We start from the raw sequence: 23,701 nt of genomic DNA on the forward strand, positions 1-23,701 counted from the left end.
TTACGCCTTGCCGGCCGACTCCCGGTACTCCGTCGGGGACAGGCCGACCTTGCGCTTGAAGATCTGGCTGAAGTAGCGCGGATCGTGGTACCCGACCAGCTCGGCGATCTCATAGTTCTTGTAATGCGTGCCGGCCAGCAGGCTCTTGGCCTTCTCGATGCGAATCCGCGTGAGATGCTCGATGAACGTCGTGCCGGTGTTCAGCTTGAACAGCAGGCTGAGGTACGTCGGCGTCATGTACACTTTCTGCGCCATCGTCTGCAGCGACGCGCCCCGGTAATCCTGCTCCATGTGCTGGATCGTCTTCTTAATAATGCTGCGGTGGCTCTCCTTCCGCTCGGACAGCAGCGCGCTTCGGACGCCGGCGAGGAAGCGCGCGACGTACGCCTTGATCTCCCGCAGCGTCCGCAGCTTGACGACGGACATGATTTCGCAGCGATTGCAAGCGCTCTCATAATTGGCGTTGGCAAGCAGCTTCTTCTCGGTGCCGACCAGGAGGCGCGCCGTCAGCTCGTACATGGCCTGGATGTCGATCGGCCCCTCCGCGAGCAGCGCGTCGTAATACGCGTCGACGGCCGCCTCGATGTCCGCGTCGGCGTCCGCCGCCTTCAAGCCCTCGAGCAGCGCCTGTTCCAGCTCCGACGTATCGTCGCGCGGCGCCGCGTACCGGGGCAGCTCGCCGTGCCGGATGACGTGGCCGGTGCCGCGGTAAAACGTGTCCTGCAGCGCCCGCGACGCCTGCCGGTACGAGTGATGCACGTCGCCGAGCAGGGCACACGGCGCGCCGACGCCCACGCTCACCGGCAGGCCGAACCGCTCCGCGACCTGCGCCTGCACGGCCTCCAGCTGGCCCGCGGACTTCCACGAGAACAGCAGCCCGATGCGGTGCCGGCCGTCCATGAACACGGCGCTTCCGCGGAATGCCCGCTGCTGCAGCTCTTCCCGCATGCGCTCCATGCGCTGCGCGTTCTCTTCCTCGTCTTCGCCGGGCGGCGGGCACGGCTCGAACAGCGCGATGGCGGGGTAGGTAAAATACGGATTCAGCCCCAGGCGGGTCAGGCCATCCTTCGCGTTCGCGCTGTTCGGCTTGCGTCCCAGCGCGAGATCCTGCAGAAACCGGTCCCGCATCCACGTCAAAATAACGTCCTCTTCATACAGCAGCCCTTCAGGAAGCATCGTCATGTCCCCTTTTACGAAAGGATGTATGCGCCCGGCCGGCTTGCCGCCGTCCCGTCTAAGATGCCTTTATTCCAATTCGATCTGCTTGTACGCGTGCATATGCTCGACGAACGCCGCCTCCGCCGCGTCCGGATCGCCCGAACGGAGGGCGTCGACGAGCAGCTGATGCCATTCGGCCAGCACGTTGGTCGTGTAATGGCGGTTGGAGAAGGCCATGAAGCGCATGACCTTGGTGCGCATGTGATGCCACAGCTCCAGAATCGCCTGGTTGCCGCACCGGTCGTAGAAGAACCCGTGGAAATCCATGTCCAGCTCGAGGATGCGCAGCAGCTCGTTTTGCCGGTGGGCGGCTTCCATATCATCGATGACGCGTTGAAGATAGCGGTAGTCCTCCTCCGTCAGCGACTTCATCGCCTGCCGGACGGCGAAGCCCTCGATAATCTCGCGCAGGACGAAAATATCCCGGATCTCCTTGGCCGTGATCGTCGAGACGACCGAGCCTTTGTTCGGCACGCCGACGATCAGACCTTCCTGCTTCAGCCGCTCCAGCGCCTCGCGCACCGGCGCCTGGCTGATTCGATGCCTGCCCGCAATGTCCATGACGATCAGGCGCGCGCCCGGCTGCAGCGTTCCGGAGAGAATGTCCCGCTTCAGGCCGGCATACACGTGCTCGCTGATCGAACTCGTCGGATAGTCCGTCCGGTCGTGGATGATAGCGTTCACGGCTCCTTTATGCATTATCGATTATCGATAATCGATAATACTGATGTAAGCTTTATTATAGGGGTTGTCCACGGGGAGGACAACCCCTAATATTGTCAATAGCTGTCGGATGCAGGCGGTTCTCTTCGCATTCGGGGCCGGATGGCGCACGCGGAAAAGGCCGGCATGCGCGCGATGCCGGCCTGCGCGCGGGTGCTCGCCGCCGGCCGCCGCTCTCTGCGCGGCTTCCCGTTACCGGCTGCCCGGCATGCACGCGGCGCAGGCCTGCGCACGCGGGCGCTCGCCGCCGGCGGCCGGTCTATGCGCGCGGCTGCGCGCTACCGGCCGCCGGTCGGGACCGTTCCCGCTCTTTCCAAATCCGTGTTCGGCGGCTCATACCCGAGCAGCCGCGCCATGGCGGCGATTTGCCCTTTGTGATGGAATTCGTGGGTCTCGGTATGAGTGAGCAGCCATAGCGGCGTCGTGCTCCACTCCGGCTGCCACTTCACCTCGTTCGTGACGCGCTCCAGCATCCGGCCGTCGTACTCGTCCAAAAACCGGTCCACCGCTTCGTCCGCCCGCTTGAACCGGTCACGAACCGCGCGCACGTCGGCTCGCGCGATGTCCTCCTTGGCCGCGAACGCGAAGTCCGCCCGCTTCTGCCCGAAGGCGAACGAGCCGAGCCAATACCGGTAACAATCCGCCACGTGAATATGCGTGCGGAGGATGCTGCCGCTGCCGAAGCCCGGCACGTCGGCCCGCAGCTTCTCGAGCGGCAGCTCCCCGAGGAACGCGAACATCGTTTCCCGCGTGATTCGAATGAGTTCGTATTGCGCTTTCAGCAGTTCCTTCATGCTTCATGCTCCCTTTCGGCCAAGAACAGCCGGGCGCCAGGCCCGGCTGTTTCTTTTAAAATATGGTTTTATGCGGAGCTCCGGCTTCCTTTACCGGTACGCCCGCATCGCCTTGAACAGCTCTTTCATCGACGGCTTCTTGCCGTACATCAGCACGCCCGCGCGGTAAATCTTCGCCGACAGCCAGCCGGACGCCAATATCGTGACGGCCAGAATGGCGATCGACAGCCATACCTGCCAGATCGGCGGGTCGGACAGCCCCAGGCGGACGACCATCGCGTACGGCGAGAAGAACGGAATGTACGACGAGACCTTGATCAGCATCGAGCCCGGCGAATTCATGCCGCCGAACATGCAGATGTAGAAGCCCGCGAGCGACAGCATCGTGATCGGCATCACCGCCTGGCCGAGGTCCTCCGTCCGGCTGACGATGGAGCCGACGGCCGCGAACAGCGTCGCGAACAGGAAGAAGCCGGTCAGGAAGAACAGAATCGCATAGACGAGCAGCACCGGGTCGATCTTGTCGAGCGAGATGCCGAGTTCGCCCAGCTTGTCGGCGTTCTGCGGCAGCGTCATGTTGACGACGATGACGGCGATGTAGATGGCCAGCTGCGCCAGCACGACGAGGAACATGCCGAGAATTTTGCCGAACATCGCCTTCAGCGGCGCCACGCTCGTAATGAGAATCTCCATGACGCGGGAGCTCTTCTCCGCCGTAATCTCGCTCGCGATCATCTGGCCGCTGATTATGATCGCCATGAACAGCATGAAGAGGATGACGTACACGGTGATCATGTCCATGCCCTGCTGCTCCTTCGTCTTGCCGCTGCCGATGGAGCCCGCGCCTTCGGCGGTGGAGATCTGGACGGTGTCGAACTGGATCGAATTGGTCAGCAGCGTCTTCAGCTCGTCGCTCAGCCCGCCGCCGTTAATGACGGCGTCCATCTTGACCGCCTGCAGCGCCGTCGTGAGCGACAGCGACACCTTCGACTCCATCAGGCGTTCCGACTTGTACGTGACGGCCGGGAAGCCGCCGCTCGCCGCATCCGGCGCGAATTCCACGTAGCCGTCGACGACGCCGTCCGCGACCGCCTGCTTCAGCGCCTTCTCGTTCGCCTCCGCCGAACCGGCGTCCGGGATCGGGACGAGCTCCAGCTCCGGCTTCGCCTGCGCCGCGTAATACTTGCCGAGCATATCGGCGATGCGCGTCGGCGTGAACAGCTCCGATTTCGCTTGGTCAGCCGCGCTTGCCGCGTAGCCGACCGCCGTCGGCTTGCCTTCGCCGCTGAACTTGGAAATAATATACGGCAAATTGATGCCGATGCTCATGATGACCGCGATAATGATCGTCGTGATGAGAAATGCCTTGCCCCGAAGCTTGTTTTTGGCCGTGAATCCGACCACCGTCCAGAAGCCGTTATTCATGGTTCTCACCTACCGTCTTAATAAAGATTTCGTTCAGCGTCGGTTCCATGATCTCGAAGCGCTGCACCCCGGTCTGCGCCATCGCCAGCTCCAGGATCTCCCGGCCCGCCGCCTCATCGTCGATGAACAGCTCATAGCCGTACTCGTGGCGCGTGACGCTCCGCACGCCGCCCGCCGCCTCCAGCCCGGTCACCTCGCCGTCCGTCGCCAGAATGACGCGCTCGCGCGGAAACTGCTTCTTAATCGCCTTCAGGTTGCCCTGCAGGACGGGATTGGATCGATGCAAAATCGTGATGTTGCGGCACAATTCCTCGACATGCTCCATCCGGTGCGTCGAGAACAGGATGCACGAGCCGGCTTCGCGCAGCTCCTTGACCGTCGACTTCAGCAGCTCGACGTTGACGGGATCGAGGCCGCTGAACGCTTCGTCCATGATGACGATACGCGGGTTATGGATGACCGCGGCGATAAACTGGATCTTCTGCTGGTTCCCCTTGGAGAGTTCCTCGACCTTCTTGCCATAATACTCCGGCACGCCGAACCGGTCGAGCCAGCGCTTGAGGTTCCGGTCGGCGTCCTGGCGGGACATGCCGCGCAGCTGCGCGAGGTACAGGATCTGATCGCATACCTTCACCTTCGGATAGAGACCGCGCTCCTCGGGCAGGTAGCCGAGCTGCTGCAGCAGCTCCTTGCCGTACGCCTTGCCGTCGTACAGAATCTTGCCGGAATCGGGATAAATGAGGCCGAGAACCATGCGCATCGTCGTCGTTTTGCCCGCGCCGTTCGCGCCGAGCAGGCCGTAAATCTCGCCGGGGGCGACGTCGAAGCTGATGCCGTTCACGGCGGTTTTGCCGCCGTACTGCTTGATGACGTGATTAACCGATAACGCGTTCATTTACATAACCCCTCTCGCATGTTCAGTGAGATGAATCAGAATATCGTCCAGCTCCAGCTTCCGCTTGCTGACGAGCGCCGCGCCGGCTTCGGCCAGCCAGCGCTCCGCCGCCTGCGCCGATTCCGTTACGATCCGGTACGTCGTGCCCCCGGCCGGCTCGCCGCCGCGGAAGCCGGGCAGCGCCTTCCAATCGAGCGCCCGCTCGCCGGCATCGACGTACATCGTTTGCCAGGAATCGAGCAGCGCGTCCTTCTCGTACATCCCCAGCACCCGGCCGTGGACGACGAAGACGATGTAATCCGCCAGCCGCCGGACCTCGTCCACGATGTGGGACGCCATCACGATCGTCCGGTCGCCCTGCTCCATGTAGCGGTGAAGGACGTCGATCATCGTTTTCCATGCGATGGGGTCGAGGCCCGAGGACGGCTCGTCGAGCAGCAGCAGCTCCGGATGATGCGCCAGCGCGAGCGACAGGTCGAACTTGCGCCGCATCCCTTTGGACATCTTGCCGAGCCTAAGCCCCGCGTCGACCTCGAAGCGCCGCAGCAGCTCGCGGTAGTAGTTGACGTCCCAGTCGGGATACCACGGCCGCACGAACGCCGCCTTCGCGTCGCCGGTAATCTTGTCCTCGAGATCGATCGCTTCCTCCGGCACGTACCCGATGCGCGCCTTGTACGCCGTCTCGTCGCCGTCGCCGACCCGCCGCCCGAGCAGGCTGACGCGTCCCGCATCCGGCCGCGCCAAGCCCAGCATCAGCCGGAACAGCGAGCTTTTGCCGGAGCCGTTCGGCCCGACGATCGCCGTCACGTACCCCGCCGGAACGGTCAGCTCGACCGGCCCCAGCTGGAAATGCGCCCGGCGCTGCACCAGCCCCTCAATCGTCACAACCGCTTCCATCATGTCGGTTCCCCCTCTTCGCCCGATGGCGTCTTGTCTAGTCCCGTCTCGTACGCCGCCCGCTTCCGCCGCAGTGCCTCGAGCAGCATCTCCGCCAGCTCGCCGTCGGTAAAGTGCGCCCGGACGCCCGCCTCCGCCGCCGCCTCGACCGCTTCCTGCACCGCGCCGCGCCGCTGGTTGTCCCGAAGCGCGTCGTCGACCTTGGCCACGAACGTGCCCGTTCCTTGGCGGGTGCGCAGCAGGCCTTCGTTCTCGAGGTCCTGGTACACGCGGCGGATCGTGATGACGCTGCATTTCGTCTGCTGCGCCAGCTCGCGGATCGAGGGCAGCAGCGTGCCCTCCGGCATCTGCCCGCTGACGATGAAAGCACGGAGCTGCCCTTCGATTTGGCGGTACAGCGGTTCCGCGCTCTGTTCATTCAGTTGAATCGGTATCCACACCGCTGCCACCCCTTTCCTGATTCCCTAGAGGAACAGATTGCGCTTCGCAATCCGCCTCCGCAACAGCCGCGCGACGAGGAACGTGGCGAGCGCGCCCGCCAGCAGCGCGACGGCCGGCCAGAGCGCCCGATGATCGCGGGCCGCTTCGATCGAGGCGTACATCAGGCTCGTGTCCGTCAGCCACAGCACGATCCCAGCCGCCGCGTAGACCCCCACGTAGCCGAAACAGACCAAGCAGTAGACCTTGCCGTGCAGCGTCTGTTCGAAAAACACGTACGTGGCGCTCGCCGCCATCGCGTAGCCGTACCATGTCAGCGCGTACAGCACGTACGAGCCGGCCGGGAGCAGCCCGCGCAGGCCGCTCATCGCGGCGTACTGCACCGTGAAGAAATACGCGGCCACGAGCGTCAATACGACAACGTGCTGCATCATCCGCGAGAGCACGATCGCATCCCAGCTGATCGGGAGCGTGCGCCAGTAGGCCAGCTTGCGGGAATACGTGTCTCGGCTCCAATAGTGCATCATGCTGCGGTTCATGACGAACGCCATGTTCGGCAGGATGGTCAGGTAGACGAAATCGCCCAGCCAGTCGAAGCGGCTCGCCGCCCCTTTCTCCCACATATCCTGGAACAACGGCATCATGACGATGGCGATATAGGTGAAGAAAACAATCGTGAAAACCAATCCGCCCCAGGAACGCCGCCCCTCGGAACGAAGCAGCGTCATCGCGCCTTGCCAAGTCGTCATTGTCGCTTCAGCTCCTTTGGTCTGTACACTGTATATATTAATATACACAGTATAATCACTGTGGAAGCTGATTGTCAACAGTTGGGAAAGGGAAATTTCGGAAGACGGCGGTTATGGCGGTTGCGGTTGACAGTTGCGCGGGAGAAATGCTGGCGTTCGGCGCCGCGAGCGGGGGCTGGGTACCGCTCGTGCGGCGAGTTCGCCGGCGTTTGGCGGATGTGCGGTACTGGGTACCGCTCTTGCGGCGAATTCGCCGGGATTGGGCGGATGTGCGGTACTGGGTACCGCTCTTGCGGCGATATCGCCGGGATTGGGCGGATGTGCGGTACTGGGTACCGCTCTTGCGGCGAATTCGCCGGGATTGGGCGGATGTGCGGTACCGGGTACCGCTCTTACGGCGAATTCGCCGGAATTGGGCGGATGTGCGGTACTAGGTACCGCTCTTGCGGCAATTCGCCGGCGCCCGGCCTTTGTGCGGTACTACGTTCCTCCCACCGCTCCGGTAGCATGCTTCGCGCCAATATAAAAACCGCCACCCCTGCGCACAGCGCAGGGGTGGCGGTTCAAGCTCAATGGATGCGATTCCGCGGCGACGGCGAGCAGCTCGCACACGTGCAGCCGGCGGCATGCCGGGCGCGAAGCGTCACGCTCGGCCCGGTGCCCGCTCCGGCGCCTGCTCCATGGCCCGCTTCGACATTTGCTCCGAGTCCCGCCCCGGCATCTGCCGCGGCGCCCGGATTGGCGGCGGGCATCCGCCGCCGTCCGCCTCCAGCCTCCGGTCCGCCGTCCATCGCTTTCAGGATGTACAGCAGCTCCTCGTCCTCCTTCATCCGGGCCGCAAGATCGAAGTAGATGTCGCTTAGCTGCGGAGGAGACGTCTCCCGGTCGTCATATTCCCCGGGAAATCGACTCAGCGCCCGGACGGAACGCCGTTTTCGGCCGAACGGACGCAGACGCCCGCGCGGGGCCGGCGGCAGGGCCGCCGCTTCCCGTTTGAGCACGAAGAGCAGCAGCAGCGCCGAGACGAGCATCACGACGCCGGATTTCCAGGAGGACGTAAAGCCGAGCACCAGGAAGGCGAGCAGCATCGCCGGATAAATGAACACGGCGGTGAATAGAAAAATCATCAGTCTGGCCAGGAGCGAAGTGAACGCGTTCATCGTGCGCAACCCCCTTGCACCGGTCGTTACTCATACTTATGCGGCGAAGGGTTATCCGTATTTTGAGCATTCCGCGGCGGGGAGCCCGCGACCGCCCTCATAGCGGCGCCGGCGCTCGCCCGCATGAGCAAAAGCCCGGAACAACGATGTTCCGGGCCGTCCGCCTCTCGCGCTTAAACGTTCCCCGCGCGCATCCGTTCATGCAGGAAATCGACCAAATGAACGGCCTTCATTTGCCCGCTCATGCCGTGCTTCTCGATGCCGTGCTTCATTTGCAGCAGGCAGCCGGGATTGCTCGTCAGCAAATAATGCGCATCGGTCCGCTTCACGTGCTCCATCTTGTGATCGAGAATCTGCCCCGCCATCCGCGGCTCCGTCAGATTGTAAATGCCGGCCGAGCCGCAGCAGCGCTCCGCTTCGAACAGCTCGACGAACTCGGCGTTCGCCACGCCGCGCATCAGCTTCCGCGGCGCCTCCGAGGAGCGCATCACGTTGCGGAGATGGCACGAGTCCTGGTACGTGATGCGAACCTTCTCGTCCGATGCGAAACCGACGCCCCCGCCGCACGAGCCGCCGCAGCCGCCTCCTCCTCCCGCGGCATGACCGCCGCCGGATGCCGATGCCGGCGCCGCTCCCGGCGCTCCGCCGCCGACAACGGAGCCGGCCCCGGCCGCGATGGCCGCCTGCGCCGCCGGCCGCAGCCGCCCGTGCTCGACGAGCAGCTTGCTCACGTCGATCGCGCGCTTCGCGAACCAAGCCGCATCGTTCGCCCACTGCGGATCGTCGTGCAGCAAGTGGCCGTACTCGACGAGCAGCGCCCCGCAGCCGCCCGCGTTGGAGACGATCCACTCCACGCCGGCCGCCTTGAACGCCGCGATGTTGCGCTTCGCGAGCGCCTTCGCGCCGTCCTGCTCGCCGCTGTGCGCGTGCAGCGCGCCACAGCAGTTTTGCGACTCGGGGATGACGACGTCGAAGCCCGCTTCGTTCAGCAGCTCGACCGTGTGCTTGTTCGTCTCCGTGAACAGCACGTCCATGATGCAGCCCCGGAACAAGCCGACCGTCGCGTTCCGCTCGCCCTTCGCCGGGTGGAACGCACCGATCTGCTCCGCGACGCCCTTATACGAGGCGTCCGGCAGGATCGATTCCATCTCCCGCATATGGCGCGGGAACAGCTTCATCAGCCCGGCGCCGCGCGCAAGCTTGCGCAGGCCGGTCCGCTGGTACAGCATCAGCGCGCCGCCGAGCAGGCGCATCCGGTTCTGATGCGGGAACAGCCCGTCGAACGCGGCCCGCCGCGCGGCCTTCACCCACCGGCGATGCGTCGTCGTATGCCGCTCGACGGAGTCGCGCGCCTGCTCCAGCAGCCGGCCGTACTTGACGTCGGCCGGGCACGCCGGCTCGCACGCGCGGCAGCCGAGGCAGTGGTTCATCTGCGTCTCGAACGCCTCGTCCGGATCCAGGATGCCGTCGGCGACCGCCTTCATGAGCGCGATGCGCCCGCGCGGCGATTCCGCCTCGATGCCCGTCTCGCGGAACGTCGGGCAGGCCGGCAGGCAGAAGCCGCAGCGCATGCAGTTCGTCAGCTGGTCGTAATCCAGCGTCCGCGTCAGCGTCGCCGCGAGCTCGCCGCGGCCGTCGGCTTCCGCCGGAATGAGATCGCTCAGCGTCTTAGCCACGTTGCAGCACCACCCTTTTGCGCGCGGACTTGGCGAACATCTTGCCCGGATTCAAAATATGATGCGGGTCGAACGCCTGCTTGATCGCCTGCATGACCTCGATGCCGGCCGAGCCCACCTTCCATTCCAGGTACGGCGCCTTCACGAGCCCGACGCCGTGCTCGCCGGTAATCGTGCCCCCGAGGCGGATGGCCGCCTCGAAGATCTCCGCGAACGCCTCCTCCACGCGGTGGATTTCGTCCGCATCCCGGGCGTCCGTCGTCGCCGTCGGGTGCAAATTGCCGTCGCCGGCGTGGCCGAACGTGCAGATCGTCACGCCGTGGCGCTTCGCGATCTCATTGATCGCGAGCACCATGTCGGCGATCTTGGAGCGGGGCACCGTCGCGTCCTCGAGGATCGTCGTCGGCCGCAGCCGCGCCAGCGCGGTGAACGCGCTGCGGCGCGCCGTCAGCAGCTTCAGCGCCTCCGCTTCGTCGGCGGCGATGCTGACGCGCTCGGCGTTCTCGCCGCGGCAGATCTCCGCGATCCGCGCGATGTCGCGCTCCACCGTCTCCGCCTCGCCGTCCTGCTCGATCAGCAGGATCGCGTCCATGTCGAGCGGCAGGCCCAGCTTCGCGAAATCGTCCACCACGCGGATCGTCGGGTTGTCGAGAAACTCCAGCGTCGCCGGGATGATGCGGCTTTCGATGATTTTGGACACGGTCCGGGCGGCGCCGTACAGATCCTTGTACATCGCGAGCATCGTCTTCTTCGTCTTCGGCGGGGGCACGAGCTTGAGCGTCGCTTCCGTGATGACGGCGAGCGTGCCCTCGGAGCCGACGAGCAGCTTCGTCAGGTCGTAGCCCGCGACGTCCTTCATCAGCTTGCCGCCGGTGCGGATGATCTCGCCATTCGCCAGCACCGCTTCGAGGCCGATGACGTAGTCTTTCGTCGTGCCGTACTTGAGGCCGCGCAGGCCGCCGGAGCATTCGGCGATATTGCCGCCGATCGTGGAGACCGCCATGCTGCCCGGATCCGGCGGGTAGAACAGGCCGAGGCCTTCCACGTGCGTAATGAACGCTTTCGTGTTCAAGCCGGGCTGGACGGTCGCGGTCAAATTCTCGAGATCGACTTCCAGGATGCGGTTCATCCGGTGCATGACCATGACGACGCCGCCCTGCACGGGAACGGTGCCGCCGCACAGGTTCGTGCCGGAGCCGCGGCTAATGAGCGGAATCCGGTGCTCCTGGAGCACCTTGACGATCTCGGACACCTGGGCGGTCGTCTCGGGATAGACGACGCCGTCCGGCAGCGATTGCAGCATCGGCGTGCCGTCGTACGAATGGGTAACGAGCGATTCCGGGTCGTCCTTGAACCACCCCGGGCCGACGATGGCGCGCAGCTTGCCGGCGACTGCTTCATGCAGCATGGATAACTCCCCTTTGAAATAGATATACTAAAAATAGATCAGGTCGTCTGATGACTTTGATTTGACCGTAGTATATCATAAGATGGGAGAATGCTAAACCCTGAAAATGCGGTTTCGACCGCCTTTTCCCCCGTCCTTCACCATCGACGCGCCAAGGAGGCCCGCTATGTCTACTCACGAACGCCCGCTCAAGAGCAACGAGTGGGTCGCCCAGCAGCTGCTGCTCAAGCTGACCTCCGGCGAGCTGTCGCCCGGCGACAAGCTGCCGTCGGTCGTCGACCTCGCCGCCGAATACGGCGTCGGCCGCTCCACGATCCGCGAAGCCCAGAGCGCGCTGAAAGCGAAAGGCCTGCTCGACATCCGCCAGGGCGGCGGCACGTACGTCAAGTCCCCGCCGGAGGAGCCCGCGTTCGCGCAGGAAGCGTGGCTGGACCGCGCGGATTCGCTGCTTCAGCTGCTCGAGGTGCGCAAGGTGCTCGAGACCGGCTGCGCCGGCCTCGCCGCGAAGCACCGCACGGACGACGACCTGGACGCTTTGCGCGCGACGCTGCGGGAGATGGAGGAGCGCCTGGGCGACGAAGCGTTCGGCGAGCAGGCCGACGTGCGGCTGCACGAGCAGCTCGCCAAGGCGACGCATAACCCGATGCTGGCGGAGCTCATGAAGTCGCTGTCGGCGCGGCTGCACGAGAGCATGCGCGACACGCGGTCGCTCTGGTTCTACGCGGAGCACCGGTCCGCGAGCCGGCTGCTCGAGGAGCACCGGTCCATCGTATCCGCCGTCGCGAGCCGCGACGAGGCGCTCGCCGCGTCCCTCATGGAGCGGCATCTCGCCAAGGTCGAGCAAGTGCTCCGCGAAAAAACCGGCATCCGCTAGGGATGCCGGTTTAATTTTTGCGGAACGCGCCTTCCGCGGGCGTCAGTCCTCCGTCACGACGGGGATGCGCACCACGTTCGGATCCGTGAAGATGTCGAATTCGTCCCGGCTCGTGCTCGAGAACTCCGAGACGATCGCGCCCGTATCCCCCGCCTGGAACCAATGCTTCGTGCCCGGCGGAATCGTGTACTGCTGCCCGGGATGCAGCTCGATCTCATGGAACACCGTATAATACGCTTCGCTTCCGGCCGGCACCTCGGCCTGGATCGTGCCGCCGTTGCCGCCTTCGACGTACAGATAGACGACGCCGTGCCGGCAGCGGAACGTTTCCGTTTTGCCGGGATCGTCTCCGACCGGCGGATGCAAATGCTCCGGGCAGGTTTGGTTCGGGAACAGCACGAGCTCCTTCGCGCAATACCGGTCCGTATTGATATACGTGACCAGCTGCAGCCCCTGCAGCGCCAAATTGCCGAGTCCGAACTCCGCCACCTCGACGTGCGCCCTCTCCTGCGGCGTCAAAATAATGCCGATCGCGTCCAACATATCCGCGGCGCGCTGCTGCGCCGCGACGACTTCGCTGCGTTTCATGCCGTCACCCTCCTGGTAGGATAGTATCCGCATAATGATTTCCAGTCATCCCTGCCGAAATCCTTTTTCTGCCGGGCCGTGCCATAGGCCCTGTTCGTCCTCCCGCCAACCCGGCAGCTGCAGCCCAACGCCGCGCCTGCGCCAGCCCGCGGCCATGCGCGCCTGCACGGCCTCCCACGACGGCACGCCGCTCGTCGCGTCCGCCTGCTCCACGTTGCAGGCCCCGACGGCGACCGCACCGCCGATGCACGCCTCCGGCCCGAGTCCCTTCAACAGGCCGGCGAGAAAGCCCGCGATCGTGCAGTCGCCGGCGCCCGTCGTGCCGGCCACGGCGACTTCGAAGCACGGCGCGAGCAGCTCGCGGCCGAGCCACGGTTCGAGCGGCGCCGCCGGCGCCCCCGCGCCCATCGCGGCCAGCCGGGCGGCGTCGTCCGTCGTCCGCAGGTAGAGCCCGTGCTCGCCGAGCTTCAGCGCGACGACGGCGGCTCCGAGCGACAGCAGCTCCTCCGCGAGCTCGCGCAGCAGCGGCCCGTCCGCCAGCGGCAGCAGGCCGCCGCCATGCGCCGCGGCCAGCGCGTCGTAACGCTCCCGCCGCAGCATGTACAGAATCTCTTCGAAGCTCGGCAGGAAGACATCGACGTACGGGAGCGCTTTCATTAAAATGCCGCGCCAGTCGGCTTCTCCCGCCGGCGACGCCGGGTCCGGCTTCGCGAGGTCGAGCGAGACCGTCAGCCCGCGTCCCTTCGCCTTGGCGAGCAGTCCGGCGAGCTCGCCGCCGCCGTCCGCGTACATCCGCCGCATGAGCGGCGGATAGCCGAAATGGAACAGCCGCGCGCCGGCCAGCGCTTCCTCCCGCAGATCGTCCGCCGCGAACGTGTCGTTCGCGCCGGTGCAGTGCAGGAAGATGCGGTCGATGTTCGGCGGGCTTACCACGAGCGTGTAAGACGTCGGCTCGCCCGGCGAGACGATCATGCCGTCCGCGAGTGCCTCCCCGTAATCCCGCAGCACGCGCCCGATCGCGCCGCCGAACAGATCGTCGCCGATCTTGCCCATCAGCTTCGCCGGCACGCCGAGCCGGTGCAGCGCGAGCCCCGTGTTGGAGACGGCGCCGCCGGCCGCGATGCGCGCCGAGCCGATATCGATCAGTTTGCCCGGGGCGAGCACCGTCCCCAGACCCTCCTTCATCTCCGGCATCGCCGGAATGACGTCCAGGCAGATATGCCCCGCGACGACAACTTGGGCCGCCCCGCGCGTACCCGTTCCGCTCACGGTCCATTCCCCCAATCGATCGCCACGGTCGCACCGCTGCGCTCCGAGGCCAGCGCCGCCGTGAAGACGCGGTGGCTGCCGAGCGCTTCCTCCGGCGTCGCGCAGCGAAACGGCTGCGATATGCCGTCCGCGCCGTGAACCAATTCGTCGCAGAACGCCGCCCACATTTGCAGGATGGAGTCGGAGAAGCCGAATTCGAAGATGCCGCCGGTGATGGTGCCGTACGCCGACTCGTACGGCGCATCGACGATGTGCCAAGCCTGCGGCCGGCCCGGCGTATACGGCATGGACGCTACCTGCTTCGGATGCTTCGTGCTGAACTCCGCCGACAGCTCCGTGCCTTGAATGCGGATGAACCACGTGTTGGCATGCCCCGGCGCGATCCGCTTGGTGGAGAGCATCATCGGGAACCGCTGGTCCTTCGTCCGGATGTCGCAGGCGAGGATGGCGTTGTCCCACGTCTCGCACGGCACGGTGCCGCCGCTGCCGTCCGGACGCTCCGGCACGATGTTGCTCAGCAGCGCGCGCACGTTCGCGGGCCGCCAGCCGAAGCGCATCGGCAGATGCAGCACGTGCATGCCGAGGTCGCCCATGCAGCCGTATTCGCCGTTCGTCGCGATGCGGCGCTTCCAATTAATCGGCTTCGCCGGGTCGAGGTCGCTCGAATGCCAGAAACCGGCCTCCACCTCGATGATGCGGCCGAACCGGCCTTCGTTCACCCACCGAATGATCTGCTGCGCGCCGGGGTAAAACGGAAATTCCGACGAGCAGCGCACGACGACGCCGGGATGGGCCGCCAGCGCGTCATTAATGCGCGCGTTCGCGTCCGCGTCGATGCCGAACGGTTTCTCGCCGAGCAGATGCTTGCCGGCCGCGATGATGTCGGCGTAGAGCTGCGCGTGCAAATGATGCGGCACCGCGCAGTAGACCGCCTCGACCGCGTCGTCCGCGAGCAGCTCCTTATAATCGCCGTAAACGCGCTCCACGCTCGGCACCTGGCGCTCGAACCATTCCGTCGCCGCGGGATTCGCGTCGCACACCGCCACGATGCGCGGCTCGAAGTCGACGCCCTCGAGGTGCAGCCACCTGGCGGCGGCGCTTGCGAATTCTTTGCCCATCAGGCCGCAGCCGATAACGCCGAAACGGATCGTCCGTTTGCCCATCCTACCGCGCCTCCCGGCCGGACAGGATCGCCAAGGCCTGCTCCGCCGACGCGCCGTGGTGCACGATCGCCATGAGCGCGTTCGTCATGCCCGCCGGGTTCGGGTGCTGGATGACGTTGCGGCCGTACACGATGCCGGAGGCGCCCTGCCGCATCAGCTCGACCGTGCGGACGGCGATTTCCTCGTCGCTTGCCCGCCCGCCCCCGCGCACGAGCACGGGTACGCCGGAGGCGACCTCGATCACGCGATGGTACTCCGACACGTCGTCGCACGGATCCGCCTTGATGACGTCGGCGCCGAGCTCGACGGCTTGGCGCACGAGCGGCATGATTTTGCGGATGTCGCCGTCAACCATGTAGCCGCCCTTCGCTTCTTTCGGCAGCATGACGAGCGGCTCCACCATGAGCGGCATGCCGTATTTCTCGCATTCGCTCTTCAGCAGCGAGACGTTGCGCACGCATTGGCGATGCAGCTCCGGCTGGTTCGGCAGCAGCAGCAGGTTGACGCACACCGCGACGGCGTCGAGCGCCACCGCCTTCTCGATCGCGCGGTCGATCAGCTCGCTGAACAGGAAGCGCGGCAGCTCCGTGCCGTAGATATTCGCCGCGTCCGTACGCAGCACGAGCCCCGGCTTTCGCTTGCCCGGCACCTCCTGCAGCCATTTCGCCTGGCCGATGGTCAGCTGGACGCAGTCCGGGTTCGCCTCCACGATCGTGCGCACGGCCTGCCGCATGTTTTCGATGCCGTTCAAGAACGTGCTTTCATTAAAAAATCCGTGGTCGACCGCTACGTCGAAGCATTTCCCCTGCTCGCTGAACATCCGGTTCAGCCTTGGTTTGACCGACATCCGCCATCCCTCTCCCTCTGTTCTGTTAGCACAAATAATGTTTGTTTATAACATTATCTTAATGCACAGGTTGGAATCTGTCTAGCGGGATGTTCGATTCAAACACGACCGCCTGCGGCTACAATATCGACGCCTTGGTCCCGGCAAGCCTGCAGCAGCTCCCCGTCCGGCGGCGCGTTCGCGATGATCCGGTTCGCCTCGCCCAGCGCGGCAAACGAGAACAGCTCCTTCGCCCCGTATTTCGTATGGTCGAGAACGACGTTCACCTCCGTCGCATGCGCGATCGCCATCCGCTTGATCTCCGCCTCGTACAGGTTGGAATTGCTGAAGCCGTGCTTGGCCGTCAGTCCCGTCGCGCCCAGAAACACGCGGTCGAACGCCATCTTGCCGATCGTCTCGACCGTTCCCGGCCCGACCAGCGTGGACGTCGCCTCGAGCGCCATGCCTCCGGTCACGACGGTCGTAATTCTCCGCTCCAGCAGCTCCATCGCAATATTGAGCGCGTTCGTCACGACCGTGACGTTCAGCTCGGCCTTCAAGTACCGCGCCATGTAGAGCGTCGTCGTCCCGCCGTCGATGAAGACGGCTTCGTTCTCCTTCACCAGCGACGCGGCGGCGCGGCCGATAGCCTGCTTCTCGCCCGTCATGACGCCCGTCCGGTCGCCGATCGCGACGTCCTTCGACGCCAGGATCGCGCCGCCGAACGTCCGTTTCACGTAGCCGGCCTGCTCCAGCTTCTCGAGGTCCCGGCGGATCGTCATCTCCGTCACGCCGAAATATTCCTTCAACCCGCCGACCTTCACTTCGCCAGCGCTTTCCAGCATGCCGAGCATCTGCTGTTGTCTATCGTTCAAGCTCATTGCGCTTCCTCCTCGCCGACCGTTATTCGATCGACAGCTTCAGTTCATACCGCACGGTTTCTCCCGGCTCCAGCATCCGCAGCGTGCCGCGTTCCCGTTCGGCCGCCATGCCTTCCACGCCGCAGTTCGCCGGCTCGATGCCGAGCGCATGCACGCCCGCCCCCAGCATCTTCCACTGCACGAGACGCGGCAGCGTATCCGTCTTCCACGCGAGCCTGACGGTCACGGGCGCCGAGTGCCCTGCGCCAAGCGGAAAATGCGGCTGATGCAGCGCGACTTCCGCCCGGCCGTCCGGCGTCTTCGGCAGCTCGTGATCGTAGACGCGTTCCTCGTATGCTGCGGAAGGCGCTTCCCACCGGTCGTACCCGTCAAGCGGAACATCCGCCTCCCGTGGCGTAACGCGGCCGCCCGGAAACGCGATCCGCGTCGCCTCCGTCAGCAGCGGATACCCAAAATTAAAATGGTACAGCATCATATGCGGACAAGGCCGGAAGCCGGCGTTCTCCACCTCGTCCCTGATCTCGATCGCGTTCTCGCCGAGACGGCTTCGAATCTCGCGCCGCAGGCGCAGGTGACCGCCGAATATCGACGTCTCCTCCACGACGCCGCGTACGCGAAGCTCTAGCTCGTCGCCGGCCCAGACGGATTCCGCTGCTATCTGCTTCGTCGGCGTATGATGCGCGCGTCCATGCTGTCCGTAGGCGATGCCGTCCACGGTGCTCGGCGATCCGACATTGATCAGGCCGCAGCTCATGAACAGCCCGCCGGCAGCCGTCCGCAGCCACCCAGTCCCCTGATCGTCGTAGTAGGACGGATGCGCGTCGCCGTTCGCCGACTGCCACGTCAAGGACGCGCCCCCGAACGAAGCCGCCGATATGTCCAGCCCCTTATCCGGCGTGACGTCGTACGCCAATCCTGCCCCGGTCCGCACCGCGAGGATGGACGTTCCCGACTCGATCCCCTCCGCCAGCGTATGCCTCCGGATGCCTCCGAGCTGCTCGATCCGTCCGACGCGCGCTTCGATTTCCCTTCTCGTATACCGCTTGCCGTGCAGCAGCATCCGTTCGCCCCTTTCTGTTCGAAATAAACAAGAGATGTTCTTAACTAACATTCATTGTACAAAAAAAACGGTAAACCTCACAAGGAGATTTACCGCTTGATCTGTTATTCTGATGTCGATTAGCCGCCGAATAAGACGTCCAGCACCGGCTTCGTATGGCCGCCCGGGTACATCAGATAGAGCAGCACATAGACGACTACGCCCGTAATGGCCGTGAAAAACCAAACGACCGAGGTTACGCGTCCCCATTTCCGGTGCTTATTGAAGCTCTTGCGGAAGGCGAGCGTTAAGGTCGTAATGCCGAAAATCGCGCCCACCGTCGCGAGGACGATATGAAAGAAGAGGAACGTCAGGTAATACGGCTTCATTTCGTCCGAGCCGCCCCAGTCGGTGTTGCCGACGAACACCGTGCGGGACATATAGATCAAGAAGAACAGCAGCGCGGAGACGGCGCCGGCAAGCATGACCTTCTTATGCGCGTCCAGTTTGCGCTTGATTGCGAGGTTCCAGCCGATCGCGACCAGAATCGCGCTGATGACGATGAAAGAGGTACTGATCGTAGGCAAAATATCGTACTTTGACAAGATTCATCCCGTCCGTTTCTGCACAAATATGCGTTTAATTCAAAGCGCCGTTGTCGGGAATTTCGTCGTCCGCCGAATCTCCGTGCTCTTTTTTATACCAGTGAAAGAAGACATAGGCCAGAATGCAGCCGTACATGACCTCTTGAACGAGCTTCATAATGACGCCGCCGAGCTGCTGATCGTCCTTCGGGGACAATAAATTGAAGAAGCTGGGGCCGGTGAACTTCGATAATAGAATCGTCGGATCGCCCGCCACGCAATAGCCCATGGCTTTCGCCCACACTTCGGGATCGTTGTACGTCGCGTACATGGACTGACCCGAGAAGATGATGAGCGCGCAGGCCGGCGTCAGCAGCAATCCGTTCGCGAAAATGTAAGCCATCTTGCGCACGTCTGTCAAGCGATGCCACTCGGGCACCGGACAAGCGATCTGCCACCACATCATAAACGAAGTGACAAGTAATACCAAATAATAGATTCGATGCACGGCAAAATGCGTCATGACATAATCATGCACCACCGGCACGTGGTAGAGCGAGAACAGCATGTTAAACAGCACAAGCGTAAAAATCGGATTCATCGTCCAGTTCAGCTTGGACCAAAAGGACGCACGGAACGCGCGGCGCCAAATAAACGCTGGAATGCCTAGCAGCAGCAGCGGCGGCGCGATCAAATACGATAACGACATGTTGACCATATGGAACGTAAACATCAAATGGCCGAGCAGCTCGAGCGGTCCGCCCTGTGCCATATAGTAGCACACCATACCCGACACGAACAACGTCTTCTGCAGGCCAGTGACTCTCGGCTCCGACGGCGCATGCTTTTCCTTCCACGGTCCAGCTAAATAGAAATAAAGGATGACTAACGCTGCCATCAAGAAGAAAAACCATGGGCTCCACAACTCTTCAAAGCTGAAATATTGCAATCCGAGCATGCTGGTACCCCTTTCCAAGGCGACACTCATTTACAACAAAAGAGGGGTCGGCAAGGACCTCCCCCTCTTCAATTTATGGACGTTTTACCACCATGCCCAGTACTCGGCCATGATGACAATCGTGAATACGACGAAGACTCCCATCAGGATCCCGATGATCGGGAACGCGTGACCGCGATCCTTCATGTGCATCCAGAACCCCATTTGGATAAACACCTGGATGCACGCCATAAGAACCAAGAACATATAGATGAACGTGGTATTGATTTCGCCTGCTGCAACCATCGCGAACGCGATGATTGTCAGAAGGATGGACATGATGAACGCGATGATGTGTTTCTTGGGACCTTCGTGTTTGTGGTGCTTGCTGTGCTCATCGACTGCGGAATGTTGTTCGGACATTCTTTAGCCCACCTTTCCCATCAAATACACGACGGTGAAGATGAATACCCACACGACGTCGATAAAGTGCCAGTAGATACCGGCTACATATATCTTTGGAGCCGTCACGACGGTCAAGCCTTTTTTGAAGATCTGCAGGATCAGCAGCAGGATCCAGAGAACCCCGAACAGGACGTGCGCGCCGTGGAAGCCGACCAGCGTATAGAAGGACGTACTAAATGCGCTCGTCGAGAACTTGTGGCCTTCTTCCACATAGTTCGCGAACTCATAAATCTCGAGGCCGAGAAACGCCGCGCCGAGCAGAATCGTCACGATTAGCCACGATAGCATCGCCTTGACTTTGTTCAAGTGCATCGCCTGAATCGAGAACACGCTCGTCAAGGAAGACGTAAGAAGGATGAACGTCGCCCAGGCCGTTATCGAAAGCTCGAACAGCTCTTGGCCACTCGGATTGCCGTCGCCGACTTGATGACGCAGGGCCAGGAACGCGGAGAAGAGCGTACCGAACAATACGGTTTCGGCGCCAAGGAACAGCCAGAAGCCAAGCACCTTGTTGCGCGCCTCGAGCGTCGCTTTCTCGGGCTCGTGCGGCAATTTGCCGTCTACGTGCGAATGTGCGCTCATGCTTTTACCCCCTTATCCCCAGTAATTTCATCCGGTTCGATATGGAAGCCATGATCGTCGTACACCGAACGCAGGAACATGCAGGCCAGCGTAATCGCCAAGCCGAGAATCGCTACGATATGGTTGTTGAACAGGAACGCTTTGAAGCCGTCGCCGTAATCGCCTTTGCCGTACATGAAGCCCAGACCGGAGATGAACAGGCCGACTGCCATGATGAGCGGCAGAATCGAAGGCGAAGGCATGTGGATCGAACCGAGCGGCTCGGCCGGCAGCATTTCCTTCTTGCCGTCCATCTTTTCTTTCCAGAATGCGTCGTAACCGCGAACCAGCGGCGTCTGCGCGAAGTTGTATTCCGGAGCCGGGGACGGAATCGACCATTCCAGCGTACGTCCGTCTTCCCACGGATCGTTCACCGCGTTGCGCGGCTTGAACGACGTGATGACGATGTTCAGCAGGAAGAAGATCGTGCCGAGGCCCATCAGGAACGCCCCGATCGTACTAATCAAGTTTAAGTTGTTGAAGCCTTGGCCGTCCAGGTACGTCCATACGCGGCGCGGCATCCCCATCAGACCGAGGAAATGCTGCACGAAGAACGTCAGGTGGAAGCCGATGAAGAAGGTCCAGAAGCAAAGCTTGCCAAGCCCTTCGTTCAGTACGCGGCCGAACATCTTCGGCCACCAGTAGAACAGGCCGGAGAACAAGCCCAGAATCAAGCCGCCCACGATAACATAGTGGAAGTGGGCAACGACGAAGTAGGAGTCGTGGTACTGGAAGTCCGCCGGCGCGGCAGCGAGCATAACGCCGGTAACGCCGCCCATGACGAACGTCGGAACGAAGCCGACGGCGAACAGGTTAGCGGTCGTGAACCGGATGGAACCGCCCCACATCGTGAACAGCCAGTTGAAGATTTTGATCCCCGTCGGTACCGCGATCAGCATCGTCGCGATGGAGAACAGCGCGTTCGCTACCGGTCCGAGACCCGTCGTGAACATATGGTGCGCCCAAACCATGAAGCCCAGGAAGCCGATCAGCACCGTTGCGAAAACCATGGAGCTGTAACCGAACAACCGTTTGCGCGAGAACGTGCTGATGACTTCGGAGATGATGCCGAAGGCCGGAAGGATCAGGATATATACCTCAGGATGTCCGAAAATCCAGAAGATATGCTCCCAGAGAACGGCGTTACCGCCGTTGGTCGGTTCGAAGAAATTGCCGCCGAAGAGCCGGTCGAACATCATCGCGACCAGACCTACCGTCAGCGCAGGGAAAGCGAACAGGATCAGCGCGGAAGTAATGAACGCTGTCCAAGTAAACATCGGCATGCGCATGAAGCTCATGCCCGGCGCGCGCATGTTGATGATCGTAGCCAAGAAGTTGATGCCGCCGACCAGCGTACCGATACCGGCGATTTGAAGACCGATGACATAGTAGTCGACGCCGTGTCCGCCACTGAATGTCGGTGTGGCGAGCGGTGCGTAAGACGTCCAGCCCGCATCCGGCGCTCCGCCGGCGAACCAGCTGACGTTCAGCAGGACGCCGCCCGCGAAGAATGTCCAGAAACCGATGGCGTTGACGAACGGGAACGCGACGTCGCGCGCGCCGATTTGAAGCGGCACGATCGCATTCATTAGCGCGAAGATGATCGGCATCGCCGCAAGGAAGATCATGGTCGTCCCGTGCATTGTCAGCAATTCGTTAAACGTATGCGCCGCAACGAAGTCGTTAAGCGGTTTCCATAATTGAATCCGGATCATCAGCGCTTCCAGACCGCCGACGAGGAAGAAGAAGCCCCCGGCGATCAAGTACAGAATGCCGATTTTTTTATGGTCAACGGTCGTTAGCCAGTCCATCAGGCCGCTATACCGTTTAACCGTATGTGCGTGAGCCAAAGTAGGTACCTCCTTCATTCCGTCACTGTTTAATAGTCTAGTTTCAATCCCGCCAAGTACTTAGCGATGGCTTTCACTTGATCTTGGGTCAAATCGACCTTCGGCATGAGTGTGCCTGGTTTGACCGCTTGCGGATCCGCGATCCATTTCTCGAGGTTCTCTTCGACCGTGCCTTCGTTTTTGTATTTCGGGTCGTCCGTGTTGACCAGGATGCCGGCTACCGTCTGACGGCCGCCGATGCCCGTCAAGTTCGGGAACGCAGGTCCGCCGTTGCCGCCGATAGCGTGGCAGGACAGACATTGTTTATTGAGCAAGTCCGCGACTTCTTGATCCTGCGGAAGCGCAACCGGATTTTTCATTGCCGCTACCCAGCGATCGAACGAAGCTTTGTCCACGACTTTCACTTTGAAATCCATCAGGGAGTGGGAAGGTCCGCAGAGCTCCGCACACTTGCCGAGGAATACGCCGGTATGATCGGCTTTGAAGTACATCGTGTTAACGTTTCCGCCCGGGTTCGTGTCGGTCTTGCCGGCCAGCGACGGAATCCAGAAGGAGTGCAGAACGTCCGCCGTCTTCGCTTCCACGGAGATGATTGTGCCTTCCGGAATCAAGAGCTCTTGGGCGGTTTTGACGCCGAGCTTCGGATATTCGAATTCCCACCAGTATTGATGTGCGGTTACGTTAATTTGAATGGCATTCGGATCTTTCGTGTAGTCTTTTGCAAGACCGAATACGGAGTTGACCGTCGGAATCCCGATAATGATCAGGAGCACAATCGGAATAACCGTCCAGATAATCTCCAGTTTGTGATTGCCTTCCACTTGAACCGGGATCGATTTGTCGCCCGGACGGCGGCGATAACGAAGGATTACGTATCCAGCGATTGCAAATACGACCAGAACGACGATAACCATGATCGTGATCGTAAGTTTCATTAGTCCGAACTGTTCTTCGGCTACCGGCCCTTGCGGTTTCAGCGTCGACAGGTCAGCTCGTCCGCAAGCTGACAGCAGCAACACCATTCCGGCCAGAAGCGGCAATAGCCGTTTTAGAACGTGCCACCGATTCATCATCAATCAACCCCACTTTTTACGTTTTGACAGCAGCCGTAGACGGTGCAAAAAGCGGCTCTGCTGCTTGCAAATCCTGATGTTTAGACAACTTCCGCAATCTAATCACTTTAATAAATATAAAGTTGCAGGTGCTTTTTGTCAATCTTCC

The 23,701-nt window shown here is 62.3% G+C and carries 24 protein-coding genes; 1 reads left to right on the forward strand and 23 read right to left on the reverse strand.

Going from position 1 to position 23,701, the window contains the following annotated elements; genetic code table 11:
- From ACFPB1_RS14855 to ACFPB1_RS14905, 11 genes are all read right to left on the reverse strand, one after another.
- Positions 1-1,176, reverse strand: a complete 1,176-nt coding sequence (locus ACFPB1_RS14855) for a helix-turn-helix domain-containing protein (protein WP_379226591.1) — start codon at positions 1,174-1,176, stop codon at positions 1-3.
- A 69-nt stretch (positions 1,177-1,245) separates the two neighbouring features.
- Entirely contained in the window at positions 1,246-1,902 is a 657-nt protein-coding gene (locus tag ACFPB1_RS14860) for a GntR family transcriptional regulator (RefSeq protein WP_379226593.1), read from the reverse strand.
- Positions 1,903-2,219: 317 nt separating this feature from the next.
- The gene (locus ACFPB1_RS14865; protein ID WP_379226595.1) at positions 2,220-2,735 is read right to left on the reverse strand and encodes a DinB family protein; all 516 of its coding nucleotides are present in this window, start codon (positions 2,733-2,735) and stop codon (positions 2,220-2,222) included.
- A 90-nt stretch (positions 2,736-2,825) separates the two neighbouring features.
- Entirely contained in the window at positions 2,826-4,160 is a 1,335-nt protein-coding gene (locus tag ACFPB1_RS14870) for an ABC transporter permease (RefSeq protein ID WP_379226597.1), read from the reverse strand.
- The gene (locus ACFPB1_RS14875) at positions 4,153-5,055 is read right to left on the reverse strand and encodes an ABC transporter ATP-binding protein (protein WP_379226599.1); all 903 of its coding nucleotides are present in this window, start codon (positions 5,053-5,055) and stop codon (positions 4,153-4,155) included. The genes ACFPB1_RS14870 and ACFPB1_RS14875 overlap by 8 nt, the downstream gene beginning before the upstream one ends.
- A complete protein-coding gene (locus tag ACFPB1_RS14880; protein ID WP_379226601.1) occupies positions 5,056-5,955 on the reverse strand; it encodes an ABC transporter ATP-binding protein in 900 nt (299 codons plus the stop codon). It abuts the gene before it with no gap.
- A complete protein-coding gene (locus tag ACFPB1_RS14885; protein WP_379226603.1) occupies positions 5,952-6,392 on the reverse strand; it encodes a GntR family transcriptional regulator in 441 nt (146 codons plus the stop codon). Before ACFPB1_RS14885 ends, ACFPB1_RS14880 begins: the two co-directional genes overlap by 4 nt.
- A gap of 24 nt (positions 6,393-6,416) precedes the next feature.
- Positions 6,417-7,139: a hypothetical protein gene (locus ACFPB1_RS14890; protein ID WP_379226605.1), complete on the reverse strand. Its 723-nt coding sequence runs from the start codon at positions 7,137-7,139 to the stop codon at positions 6,417-6,419.
- A 569-nt stretch (positions 7,140-7,708) separates the two neighbouring features.
- Entirely contained in the window at positions 7,709-8,299 is a 591-nt protein-coding gene (locus ACFPB1_RS14895) for a hypothetical protein (RefSeq protein ID WP_379226607.1), read from the reverse strand.
- A 173-nt stretch (positions 8,300-8,472) separates the two neighbouring features.
- The gene (locus tag ACFPB1_RS14900; RefSeq protein WP_379226609.1) at positions 8,473-9,975 is read right to left on the reverse strand and encodes a (Fe-S)-binding protein; all 1,503 of its coding nucleotides are present in this window, start codon (positions 9,973-9,975) and stop codon (positions 8,473-8,475) included.
- Positions 9,968-11,383: an FAD-linked oxidase C-terminal domain-containing protein gene (locus ACFPB1_RS14905; RefSeq protein WP_379226611.1), complete on the reverse strand. Its 1,416-nt coding sequence runs from the start codon at positions 11,381-11,383 to the stop codon at positions 9,968-9,970. Before ACFPB1_RS14905 ends, ACFPB1_RS14900 begins: the two co-directional genes overlap by 8 nt.
- A gap of 166 nt (positions 11,384-11,549) precedes the next feature.
- On the opposite strand from ACFPB1_RS14905, the gene ACFPB1_RS14910 reads away from it, so the two are divergent.
- Positions 11,550-12,257 (forward strand): FadR/GntR family transcriptional regulator, encoded by a 708-nt coding sequence (locus tag ACFPB1_RS14910; protein WP_379226613.1) that lies wholly within the window; start codon positions 11,550-11,552, stop codon positions 12,255-12,257.
- Between the two features lie 42 nt (positions 12,258-12,299).
- Here the strand turns inward: ACFPB1_RS14910 and ACFPB1_RS14915 are convergent, their stop codons facing one another.
- From ACFPB1_RS14915 to coxB, 12 genes are all read right to left on the reverse strand, one after another.
- Positions 12,300-12,845 carry a D-lyxose/D-mannose family sugar isomerase gene (locus ACFPB1_RS14915; RefSeq protein WP_379226615.1) on the reverse strand — a complete coding sequence of 182 codons (546 nt, stop codon included), beginning with the start codon at positions 12,843-12,845 and terminating at the stop codon, positions 12,300-12,302.
- Positions 12,846-12,890: 45 nt separating this feature from the next.
- Positions 12,891-14,114: a carbohydrate kinase family protein gene (locus ACFPB1_RS14920; RefSeq protein WP_379226617.1), complete on the reverse strand. Its 1,224-nt coding sequence runs from the start codon at positions 14,112-14,114 to the stop codon at positions 12,891-12,893.
- Positions 14,111-15,277 carry a Gfo/Idh/MocA family protein gene (locus ACFPB1_RS14925; protein ID WP_379226618.1) on the reverse strand — a complete coding sequence of 389 codons (1,167 nt, stop codon included), beginning with the start codon at positions 15,275-15,277 and terminating at the stop codon, positions 14,111-14,113. The genes ACFPB1_RS14920 and ACFPB1_RS14925 overlap by 4 nt, the downstream gene beginning before the upstream one ends.
- A 1-nt stretch (position 15,278) precedes the next feature.
- The gene (locus tag ACFPB1_RS14930) at positions 15,279-16,124 is read right to left on the reverse strand and encodes a class I fructose-bisphosphate aldolase (protein ID WP_379226620.1); all 846 of its coding nucleotides are present in this window, start codon (positions 16,122-16,124) and stop codon (positions 15,279-15,281) included.
- Positions 16,125-16,222: 98 nt separating this feature from the next.
- On the reverse strand, positions 16,223-16,984 hold the full coding sequence (locus ACFPB1_RS14935; protein ID WP_379226622.1) for a DeoR/GlpR family DNA-binding transcription regulator: 762 nt from the start codon (positions 16,982-16,984) through the stop codon (positions 16,223-16,225).
- A gap of 22 nt (positions 16,985-17,006) precedes the next feature.
- A complete protein-coding gene (locus ACFPB1_RS14940) occupies positions 17,007-18,044 on the reverse strand; it encodes an aldose 1-epimerase family protein (protein WP_379226624.1) in 1,038 nt (345 codons plus the stop codon).
- A 119-nt stretch (positions 18,045-18,163) separates the two neighbouring features.
- Positions 18,164-18,628 carry a DUF420 domain-containing protein gene (locus tag ACFPB1_RS14945; RefSeq protein ID WP_379226626.1) on the reverse strand — a complete coding sequence of 155 codons (465 nt, stop codon included), beginning with the start codon at positions 18,626-18,628 and terminating at the stop codon, positions 18,164-18,166.
- A 34-nt stretch (positions 18,629-18,662) separates the two neighbouring features.
- Complete coding sequence (gene ctaG, locus ACFPB1_RS14950; protein ID WP_379226628.1) at positions 18,663-19,565, reverse strand: cytochrome c oxidase assembly factor CtaG; 903 nt, start codon at positions 19,563-19,565, stop codon at positions 18,663-18,665.
- 84 nt (positions 19,566-19,649) lie between these two features.
- A complete protein-coding gene (locus tag ACFPB1_RS14955; protein WP_379226630.1) occupies positions 19,650-19,967 on the reverse strand; it encodes a cytochrome C oxidase subunit IV family protein in 318 nt (105 codons plus the stop codon).
- A 3-nt stretch (positions 19,968-19,970) separates the two neighbouring features.
- Positions 19,971-20,591 (reverse strand): cytochrome c oxidase subunit 3, encoded by a 621-nt coding sequence (locus ACFPB1_RS14960; RefSeq protein WP_379226632.1) that lies wholly within the window; start codon positions 20,589-20,591, stop codon positions 19,971-19,973.
- A complete protein-coding gene (ctaD, locus tag ACFPB1_RS14965; RefSeq protein WP_379226754.1) occupies positions 20,588-22,441 on the reverse strand; it encodes a cytochrome c oxidase subunit I in 1,854 nt (617 codons plus the stop codon). The genes ACFPB1_RS14960 and ctaD overlap by 4 nt, the downstream gene beginning before the upstream one ends.
- Before the next feature lie 68 nt (positions 22,442-22,509).
- Positions 22,510-23,553, reverse strand: coding sequence for a cytochrome c oxidase subunit II (coxB, locus tag ACFPB1_RS14970; protein WP_379226634.1), 1,044 nt, complete (start codon positions 23,551-23,553; stop codon positions 22,510-22,512).
- Between the last annotated feature and the right edge of the window lie 148 nt (positions 23,554-23,701).

The sequence above is a fragment of the Paenibacillus sp. GCM10023250 genome (assembly GCF_042653205.1).
Lineage (GTDB): Bacteria > Bacillota > Bacilli > Paenibacillales > Paenibacillaceae > Paenibacillus_Z.

Bases quoted from the DNA above. Each gene is read 5' to 3' on its own strand.
- ACFPB1_RS14955 (WP_379226630.1), bottom strand. From the start codon at position 19,967: ATGTCCGAACAACATTCCGCAGTCGATGAGCACAGCAAGCACCACAAA.
- ACFPB1_RS14875 (WP_379226599.1), bottom strand. From the start codon at position 5,055: ATGAACGCGTTATCGGTTAATCACGTCATCAAGCAGTACGGCGGCAAA.
- ACFPB1_RS14930 (WP_379226620.1), bottom strand. From the start codon at position 16,124: ATGTCGGTCAAACCAAGGCTGAACCGGATGTTCAGCGAGCAGGGGAAA.
- ACFPB1_RS14925 (WP_379226618.1), bottom strand. From the start codon at position 15,277: ATGGGCAAACGGACGATCCGTTTCGGCGTTATCGGCTGCGGCCTGATG.
- ACFPB1_RS14895 (WP_379226607.1), bottom strand. From the start codon at position 8,299: ATGAACGCGTTCACTTCGCTCCTGGCCAGACTGATGATTTTTCTATTC.
- ACFPB1_RS14880 (WP_379226601.1), bottom strand. From the start codon at position 5,955: ATGATGGAAGCGGTTGTGACGATTGAGGGGCTGGTGCAGCGCCGGGCG.
- coxB (WP_379226634.1), bottom strand. From the start codon at position 23,553: ATGATGAATCGGTGGCACGTTCTAAAACGGCTATTGCCGCTTCTGGCC.
- ACFPB1_RS14855 (WP_379226591.1), bottom strand. From the start codon at position 1,176: ATGCTTCCTGAAGGGCTGCTGTATGAAGAGGACGTTATTTTGACGTGG.
- ACFPB1_RS14905 (WP_379226611.1), bottom strand. From the start codon at position 11,383: ATGCTGCATGAAGCAGTCGCCGGCAAGCTGCGCGCCATCGTCGGCCCG.
- ctaD (WP_379226754.1), bottom strand. From the start codon at position 22,441: ATGGACTGGCTAACGACCGTTGACCATAAAAAAATCGGCATTCTGTAC.
- ctaG (WP_379226628.1), bottom strand. From the start codon at position 19,565: ATGCTCGGATTGCAATATTTCAGCTTTGAAGAGTTGTGGAGCCCATGG.
- ACFPB1_RS14915 (WP_379226615.1), bottom strand. From the start codon at position 12,845: ATGAAACGCAGCGAAGTCGTCGCGGCGCAGCAGCGCGCCGCGGATATG.
- ACFPB1_RS14940 (WP_379226624.1), bottom strand. From the start codon at position 18,044: ATGCTGCTGCACGGCAAGCGGTATACGAGAAGGGAAATCGAAGCGCGC.
- ACFPB1_RS14870 (WP_379226597.1), bottom strand. From the start codon at position 4,160: ATGAATAACGGCTTCTGGACGGTGGTCGGATTCACGGCCAAAAACAAG.
- ACFPB1_RS14960 (WP_379226632.1), bottom strand. From the start codon at position 20,591: ATGAGCGCACATTCGCACGTAGACGGCAAATTGCCGCACGAGCCCGAG.
- ACFPB1_RS14935 (WP_379226622.1), bottom strand. From the start codon at position 16,984: ATGAGCTTGAACGATAGACAACAGCAGATGCTCGGCATGCTGGAAAGC.
- ACFPB1_RS14865 (WP_379226595.1), bottom strand. From the start codon at position 2,735: ATGAAGGAACTGCTGAAAGCGCAATACGAACTCATTCGAATCACGCGG.
- ACFPB1_RS14890 (WP_379226605.1), bottom strand. From the start codon at position 7,139: ATGACGACTTGGCAAGGCGCGATGACGCTGCTTCGTTCCGAGGGGCGG.
- ACFPB1_RS14910 (WP_379226613.1), top strand. From the start codon at position 11,550: ATGTCTACTCACGAACGCCCGCTCAAGAGCAACGAGTGGGTCGCCCAG.